Here is a 6,815-nt window from a genome sequence, read left to right as displayed (position 1 = left end):
TCAGTATGTCGGAAGATCTCTAAAAGTGAATGGTCCGTTTTACCGGGATACTTACACCTCCTGTGCTCACATTATAGGGCAGAATCATCTACCGGGGCGGGGTAAGTCCAGCATTAGTCGGCGTAATGGCTATTATAGCCGTTGCATCTACCTGGTATCCAAAAGACCGTAAAATTAATTTTTATATTTTCCTGTTGAGTATAGTTACTTTTTTGGGACTGGTTGTTTTGGGATTCCTCTACTGGTTTATTGAAGGCTCAGTTTATGGGGCTATTGTCAGCTGCGTATGTATTAATTTTCCTTTGCATGACACGGCTCCGGTTGATTGTGTATCGCTATAACGTCAAGTCGAGTGTTAAACGAATTGTAGCTTCTGTTAAGGAGGGTAAAAGAGTTGCTTTCATTGCCCACCAAAATTTAGAGTTGAGGGATGTCGTGGTATCAATGTTCAGCTCAATGCTTCCAGAACAGTCGCGCGTGATACATGGTCTATTTGGTTTTGGCATGGATACTGAGATTGAATTCATTAAGAAGCGAAACAGTGCTGACGAAGGTTATCTCGTTATTTTTCTTAATCAGCTAGACTCTTACTCATGGTTAAAACTTATCGCGGGTGATTCACCTGAAAAAGCAATTGCGTACAATTTTGACTTCATTCCTGATCTGGAGAGTGAAAATGAAACTAAATGAGACGTCTGGCGCATGTGATGATGTGCATCTAAATACATTTGTCATCGACCCGGCAACAGCCCGACGTTTTGAGTGCGTTAAAGAGATGGTTCGTAAGCAGGGGTTCCATAATATCACGGAGCCAGAAATTATTGATGCTATATTGTCTGAAATAACAACAGCAGATGCTGCCGAAATTTTTATTGAGTACAAGTTAAAAACCACAAAACCTCTGCTTTCTACAGACTAGGGCTTTACAGAGCATTTTTTTATGTTTTCATATTCATAAATGAGAAAATGAGAACCAGTAAATTGAATATGATTTTAAAAGAAGAAATCGTTTTGGGCATCTACAGCTGGCTTCAAATGACTCCAGTCAGCATGCTGGTAAGGAACATAACCAGCGATCAGGGAGGGGATTACGCAATCGTCCGCTTTACCGTCGATAGCCGGGGGGTTCAGATGGGGCCTAAGGCTCAGGGCCAGCTTCTCTGTTCATTCGGATTCAATGTTAAGGAATCCTGTGAGGCCGACACAAAAGACGGTCCAGCCCTCATAAAGGCAGAAATGATGAACGGCGTTATGCAGCTGGTACCGGAATGCATTGAGCTCACTGACAGCCAAACCCAGGCAATCAGGAAAGAGGTATCCGTGTTTAACAGGGTTTGTGCAATGCAACTCCAGGGAGGGCATGGGAATTCAAGGTCACTGTGGGAGAAAGAAATTCTTCCCCGGATGAAAGGCTGCAGACAACTACATTGAGGCAAGGCGATGAGCAAAGTGCATTGTATTAGTGGTATTACCTGGAAAAACTCCGATAGCGCGGCTTTCAAAGTATATGCCAGCATTGGTGCGGTATTAAGCCTTGGCCTGATCACTGCTACCGTAAGGAACTATGAAATTCTGCAACTGACTGTTCCGTATACCTGGTATGTCTTCTTCACTGTATTTTGGCTCTTGTTCCCGTCCTTTACGGTCTCTTTCCGTGAGCAGGAAGGGCGTTTATTCACCTCGATGGGCTTTTACGGGTTGAAACTGCTCACGCTCGACCGTCCTGTCTCCGATGGGTACTGGCTGGTCACAATGGAGAAAAATCGTTATCGCCTTGTCAGAGTATGCAGGGATGGGCGACGCCTGCCTGTATGGCTGACGTTTAAGTCTTTACCAGAGTTTGTTTAACGATTACCGTCGCACGTTCAGGAACACGATACGGGAGACGATATGAATACTGACTTTGCACATTACAACGAAGAGCAACTACGCAAACTCGGTGAGCTGCACAGTTTACTCGGTCATAGCGATATCGGATCATCTTACCTTGCCACGCTCCCGGAGCCCCGTAGTGTGGAGGAGTTGAATCCTCCACAGGAAATCAATGTGACTCATTCGGTGCCCGACGTAGACACCCTGGTGGATATTTACCGGCAGCAGCGGGTTGATAAAGTCCATGTCAGGGATGAACATTATTCAACCAAAATTACCCGAAAATATCCCGGGTTTGTTGTGGTTAAAAATAATCATGACGAAGTGATGTCGCTGGTGGGTGAAATCAACCGGCTTCGCGACAAATTTGCTGATGCTGTAAAAGGTATCACTCATTACCAGGACTCACGGTCAGAAATTCTGCACCAGATTTACCCGTGGCTGGTGACTTTACAGGTGTCCCGCAATATCCGGATCGTTACCGAGAAAATTAGGTCCCTGGGGTTCACCTGGCAAATCCCTATCATTCATAAATTCACCCGGCTGGAAACGGTAATAGACCGCCTACGCAGGGAGATAACTGAGCTTCAACCGGATATCAATCTGACAAAACAGGATGTAGAACGATTGAAACAGGAGCGGACCGAAGAAATCATGATGCTGTCGTTGTTGAATGATGAAGTGTGTAATGACGATGAATCTTCGAGAAAATTTCGGCTTATCCGGGAAAGTAACTTTCCTGCTGTTAACGTCAATATCCGGTACACCAGTCCTGATGATCCGAATGACGTTCATGGGCCGTACAAACTCAACTTCCGTGCGCCTTTACCTTTAATTTTGTTCAGTGAACCGGACCGATTTAATCCGTTAAAAAATTACGTAAAGGGTGAAAGGCAGAAGCGCGGCAGTTTTAATGAAAAATATCGTTCTGTCCTGCCCCGTATAGGGCTGGTGGAAGTCATCAAGGAGTCGAGATGAGCCGGATTCTAACCGGTGTTTGTGAAGCTGATCCGGCCAGGAGGTTATACAAAGTGGCCGTCAGCGGGGGAAACACTTTTCTGTCTGCAAAAGAACGTTTCCGCGTACAGGTCTGTTTCAAAAATGCCATAACACATGCAGATGAAGATCGGCTGCTGGCCGAGCTGTTGACTGTTCATCACTTCCTGGCTGACACCTCTATTTTATGGTACATGGAGCAAAAAACTTATGCTTGCTCCACGACCTGGGCCACCACGTCCACATGGCTACCTGATATCTATCAGCGTCTGGCCAGCACACCCAATGTGGTAAAGATTATCAAATTTATGCACGCCCGGTTTCCTGGCCTCAAAACGGTTGTAGAAACAAATGAGCAGGGCTATGAACAGGCGCTTACCAGTGTTGATTTTGAGATTCCTTACTGGCCAGTGCTGCCGAAATTTGACGCTGATATAGGAACGATACAAGTAACGATTAGCGGGATGATCCGTTACACAGAAACGATGAGCAATAAAAATTGTAAAAACCCTCTCGACTTAATGATAAAAAGTTTTAAGTCAGGGTTGATCCCGATAGAGAAAATGCCGTTGAGCAAGACCGAAAGGCTTATGCCTCTGGATATGAAAGCCGTAGGTTTGATATTCACGCACGCAACATGGCCGAGGTTTCGTTACATTTTTGTACCGGACGAGGCGGGAATAATGAAACTGGTTAACGTGGTCAAATTAAGATTAAAACCTCTGGAGGAAAAATGACTTACGCGATTTTCTTGTTAGTAACTGCAGTTTGTGCATTCGGTTTAAATTATCTGACAAACAAAATATGTCCCGCCATGGTTGTGATTAATAAGAGTAGAGGCTCTAATGTACATGCCTTACGGTGTATCACATTGTTCCTCCTCCTTCTGGTAACACTCTGGCTTCCTGTCAAACCAGCCGTGATCAATCTGGCAGTAGAGTTTGCTGCACTGGTGAATTTTATTGCATCAGTCACTCTCTATACCGTTGCAAATTTAAGGGAGAAGCGGAGATTAAAAAAACAAAGAAAAGAAGAAAAAGCAGCTAAAAAAGGATAATCCATAATATCACCTATCATTTTCCTTCCTGATACGCACCAGGACCAATTCGGGCACAGGCTAATGCACTTTCCCTGAGTCCTTCCTTATGCAGGCGTAGAGAAGGATTTAGCAATCTTGATGACGATTTTCGCGATTACCTGTTTGGTTTCGAAATTTTTCAGAAGTCGGGCGCAATAATAGCCTTTGTTTTTAATGTTTCGTCCGGAGGTTTAATGAATAATAAAAGAACGATTACCACGCGAGAGCAGATTAAAATTAATGGAGAAATTCGTGAGAGAACAGCAACCCATATTGTTACAGGTGCTCATGGGTACGAAACCCTTTGCATAAGTGGTTGTATTGTTGACACAAACGAGATGGGTGAGGTTATCCATAACAGCGAAAAATTAGCGGAAGATTTGTTACCTGTTACTTGTCCTACATGCAGGGTCATTTGGTATCACACGCATGAATTTACACTCGATGATTTTGACAGTCTTTCAGGTAAAGGGGATTTTGTTGTGACAGATTTGAAAGAACTGAATATCTGAAAAGTTCATAAGTGACCAGCGCTCAGTAACATGTTGCTGAGTGCTGGTGTTTCTCTCAGTAAAATCTATATATCGTCCAGATGATTACGCATAAAGCTTACCATGGCTTTTTCACTGGCAAGATATCCACGGATATAACGGAAGACCATCTTTGGATCAGACCAGTTCCCCATCTCGGTAATCTTTTCCAGGGAGTACCCGGCTTTAAACAGCTCTATGGCTCCCCCCACACGCACACTGTGTCCTGTCCATGTCCGGTACCGCCCGGACTGTCGGTTACTGTCGCCGACCTTCCCGGCAATCCCCCAGAGGCGTGCAAATGCCTGGTTCAGTGAATTAGAGGACAGCATACCAACATCTTCCCGTGATACCTTTGATTCATTCTGTAGCTGCGTCAGTAACCCCTGACTGAATCCTGCTTTGACCAGCATCCTGTCTATGGATTTACCCCGTGATAGCTTACTGCTGGTGGGTGGGAAATATCGGTTTGTATGGATGTTCACAGGCTGAAAAAGAAAACGGTGCCCGAAGGTTTCAGTATCGGTGTATTCCACCGTCTCAATCAACCGTCTGACATGCTGACTGCATTGTGGTGAGAGCTGAAATGTCAGGTTACTTGAAAGGCTTGTCTTGGTCCGCATGACGTCCAGAAGGTAACAGGACGTGTCATTTTGCCATTTCAGGTCGCAGGTTTTAATCCTTCGAATTTCCACGTTACGCAGCAGGGTTTCAAACCCAACCCATATCATTGCAAGGTCGCGTATGTCTCTCAGGTCGTCGCTTTTATGCAGTGACCGGCGAAGAATATTGAGATCGGATATAAGAAATGGAAGGGCCTGACCGGTGACGATTTTTTTCTCATTCTCCCCCGCCCGCCATACCTGAACCAGTGCTTTGATCAGAACGTTGCGGAAGTCTGGAAAACCCAGGCTGCTGTTTACGCTTGAAAGGCATGCAATAAAATGAGAAATGGTCGCCATTTTAACGGATCCATTCAGCCCATTAATATAGCGCTCGACATCAACTGCTGTAACGGGGAAGGGGGGCAGACCGTGCCTGGCGCACCATGCAGACCAGACACTCGTGACTCTTAACTGACTTCTTGCCGTATTGTAACGGCGAAACCGTAACAGCTTGAGTGCTTCAAGAGCGCTCATGTCATCGGTTCGTGCAATCGCAACCAGCTTAGTTTTATCTGTCATGGGAAGATCTCATGTCTTATCAATGGCACTGTTTTTATAACCAGTATAGTAACATTGTTTTTTTTCAAATCCAGGGAGAATGGGAAATTAATCAAGATGATTCTCTTGCCTGTCTGTGGTACTTCGTTTAATGTTTTCGATAATAGCCATTGTTTTTGGACATGCCCCGGAGCGTTGTTGTTGAAAAGCCTAAATGTGCACAGTAGCCTGAGAGAAACCTATCTTCTGAAGTTCAGGAAGTGCAGCACGACAGAAACTCTCGATAAAGTTTTTGAACGTATCCTAGATAAATTAAATGATGAAGGAGGGGATATAAATAAGATAACCAGCTTGAATGGAGCGTATGATCACCGCAGAGCTGAGATCTACATGAAAAAAATCTATGACAAAATACCTGCCTCTGTGTGGCATCTCATCCCCGATGAGATCTGAATAATGTAAATAAGGCACTGTTATTCCATGTTTGATAGAAGCGAATAATGTAGAATCCTTTTATTCGTTTTTAACGAGGAATATTCATGCGACGTAATTCACAAAAATGGATACCATTTGGATTCGATACGGTTTCAAATAAAATTGTTGATATCGCCAGCGTTGAGAATGGCCTTTCATGCAACTGTGTCTGTCTCATTTGTGGAACATCCTTGATTGCAAAACAAGGTAAAAACCAAAAATGGCATTTTAGCCACAACACAGAAGTAAAAGGGGTTTGTAGTGAGCTCACACTACAACATATAAAAAAATACATAAAGGTTAAAATACAGGAAAAAATTACCTTGCTCTTCCTCATCTTCTGCAAGGTAAGGAGTAAGGGATCGTTAACCTCAAAAATCTCGCTGGTGGTGGGATTGTTTGTGGCCTAAATGCTGACCTCATAGGGTTATGTAACGATACGACAATCGGGATATTCGTTAATGATACGTCGGAGGATATCCAGCCAAATCCAGACCTTTTAGCTCAAACAGGCCAGTTGGCGCTAGTGGAGATCGATGCCGTTCGAATTGAAAGTATCATCACTCCATATCGTGAGAACGGGGAAAGCATAAAGATGATGGATGCGATAGAAAAGCTACTTTTCACCTCAGATGAAGCCAAGCGATGGATCTACCATCCCTTAATGCAGACTGACCTGCCCCCAGGATTAGATACAACCGT

At 44.3% G+C, this 6,815-nt stretch carries 11 protein-coding genes; 10 read left to right on the top strand and 1 reads right to left on the bottom strand.

What is annotated here, in order from left to right; translation table 11 throughout:
• The first annotated feature begins 264 nt into the window (after positions 1-264).
• The 8 genes from HMPREF3178_RS09525 to HMPREF3178_RS09490 all read left to right on the top strand — a co-directional run bounded on the left by HMPREF3178_RS09525 (position 265) and on the right by HMPREF3178_RS09490 (position 4,458).
• Positions 265-690: a hypothetical protein gene (locus HMPREF3178_RS09525; protein WP_004117829.1), complete on the top strand. Its 426-nt coding sequence runs from the start codon at positions 265-267 to the stop codon at positions 688-690.
• Positions 677-919 (top strand): hypothetical protein, encoded by a 243-nt coding sequence (locus HMPREF3178_RS09520; RefSeq protein ID WP_004117831.1) that lies wholly within the window; start codon positions 677-679, stop codon positions 917-919. Before HMPREF3178_RS09525 ends, HMPREF3178_RS09520 begins: the two co-directional genes overlap by 14 nt.
• A gap of 47 nt (positions 920-966) precedes the next feature.
• The gene (locus tag HMPREF3178_RS09515) at positions 967-1,431 is read left to right on the top strand and encodes a hypothetical protein (RefSeq protein WP_004117834.1); all 465 of its coding nucleotides are present in this window, start codon (positions 967-969) and stop codon (positions 1,429-1,431) included.
• 9 nt (positions 1,432-1,440) lie between these two features.
• Entirely contained in the window at positions 1,441-1,848 is a 408-nt protein-coding gene (locus HMPREF3178_RS09510; protein ID WP_004117837.1) for a hypothetical protein, read from the top strand.
• A gap of 42 nt (positions 1,849-1,890) precedes the next feature.
• Positions 1,891-2,850, top strand: a complete 960-nt coding sequence (locus tag HMPREF3178_RS09505) for a DNA replication terminus site-binding protein (RefSeq protein WP_004117840.1) — start codon at positions 1,891-1,893, stop codon at positions 2,848-2,850.
• Positions 2,847-3,605 carry a hypothetical protein gene (locus tag HMPREF3178_RS09500; protein WP_004117843.1) on the top strand — a complete coding sequence of 253 codons (759 nt, stop codon included), beginning with the start codon at positions 2,847-2,849 and terminating at the stop codon, positions 3,603-3,605. Before HMPREF3178_RS09505 ends, HMPREF3178_RS09500 begins: the two co-directional genes overlap by 4 nt.
• Positions 3,602-3,925, top strand: coding sequence for a hypothetical protein (locus tag HMPREF3178_RS09495; protein WP_004117846.1), 324 nt, complete (start codon positions 3,602-3,604; stop codon positions 3,923-3,925). The genes HMPREF3178_RS09500 and HMPREF3178_RS09495 overlap by 4 nt, the downstream gene beginning before the upstream one ends.
• Positions 3,926-4,140: 215 nt before the next feature.
• Positions 4,141-4,458: a hypothetical protein gene (locus HMPREF3178_RS09490; protein WP_017146613.1), complete on the top strand. Its 318-nt coding sequence runs from the start codon at positions 4,141-4,143 to the stop codon at positions 4,456-4,458.
• 65 nt (positions 4,459-4,523) lie between these two features.
• Here HMPREF3178_RS09490 and HMPREF3178_RS09485 read toward each other — a convergent pair whose 3' ends face one another.
• Entirely contained in the window at positions 4,524-5,660 is a 1,137-nt protein-coding gene (locus tag HMPREF3178_RS09485; RefSeq protein ID WP_004117850.1) for a tyrosine-type recombinase/integrase, read from the bottom strand.
• A 177-nt stretch (positions 5,661-5,837) separates the two neighbouring features.
• Here HMPREF3178_RS09485 and HMPREF3178_RS09480 point away from each other — a divergent pair, with 177 nt between their 5' ends.
• Both HMPREF3178_RS09480 and HMPREF3178_RS31670 read left to right on the top strand, forming a co-directional pair.
• Positions 5,838-6,092, top strand: coding sequence for an Hha/YmoA family nucleoid-associated regulatory protein (locus tag HMPREF3178_RS09480; RefSeq protein WP_004117854.1), 255 nt, complete (start codon positions 5,838-5,840; stop codon positions 6,090-6,092).
• 86 nt (positions 6,093-6,178) lie between these two features.
• Positions 6,179-6,523 carry a hypothetical protein gene (locus HMPREF3178_RS31670; RefSeq protein WP_004117855.1) on the top strand — a complete coding sequence of 115 codons (345 nt, stop codon included), beginning with the start codon at positions 6,179-6,181 and terminating at the stop codon, positions 6,521-6,523.
• Positions 6,524-6,815 lie beyond the last annotated feature (292 nt).

It is taken from the genome of Klebsiella sp. HMSC09D12, assembly GCF_001808475.1.
Taxonomy (GTDB): domain Bacteria; phylum Pseudomonadota; class Gammaproteobacteria; order Enterobacterales; family Enterobacteriaceae; genus Klebsiella; species Klebsiella oxytoca.
Note: the sequence above shows the minus strand (reverse complement) of the source record. Positions and strands in the feature narration are given on the sequence as shown.

Coding starts and splice junctions, on each gene's coding strand:
- HMPREF3178_RS09525 (WP_004117829.1), top strand. CDS start 265: ATGGGGCTATTGTCAGCTGCGTATGTATTAATTTTCCTTTGCATGACA.
- HMPREF3178_RS09520 (WP_004117831.1), top strand. CDS start 677: ATGAAACTAAATGAGACGTCTGGCGCATGTGATGATGTGCATCTAAAT.
- HMPREF3178_RS09515 (WP_004117834.1), top strand. CDS start 967: ATGAGAACCAGTAAATTGAATATGATTTTAAAAGAAGAAATCGTTTTG.
- HMPREF3178_RS09510 (WP_004117837.1), top strand. CDS start 1,441: ATGAGCAAAGTGCATTGTATTAGTGGTATTACCTGGAAAAACTCCGAT.
- HMPREF3178_RS09505 (WP_004117840.1), top strand. CDS start 1,891: ATGAATACTGACTTTGCACATTACAACGAAGAGCAACTACGCAAACTC.
- HMPREF3178_RS09500 (WP_004117843.1), top strand. CDS start 2,847: ATGAGCCGGATTCTAACCGGTGTTTGTGAAGCTGATCCGGCCAGGAGG.
- HMPREF3178_RS09495 (WP_004117846.1), top strand. CDS start 3,602: ATGACTTACGCGATTTTCTTGTTAGTAACTGCAGTTTGTGCATTCGGT.
- HMPREF3178_RS09490 (WP_017146613.1), top strand. CDS start 4,141: ATGAATAATAAAAGAACGATTACCACGCGAGAGCAGATTAAAATTAAT.
- HMPREF3178_RS09485 (WP_004117850.1), bottom strand. CDS start 5,660: ATGACAGATAAAACTAAGCTGGTTGCGATTGCACGAACCGATGACATG.
- HMPREF3178_RS31670 (WP_004117855.1), top strand. CDS start 6,179: ATGCGACGTAATTCACAAAAATGGATACCATTTGGATTCGATACGGTT.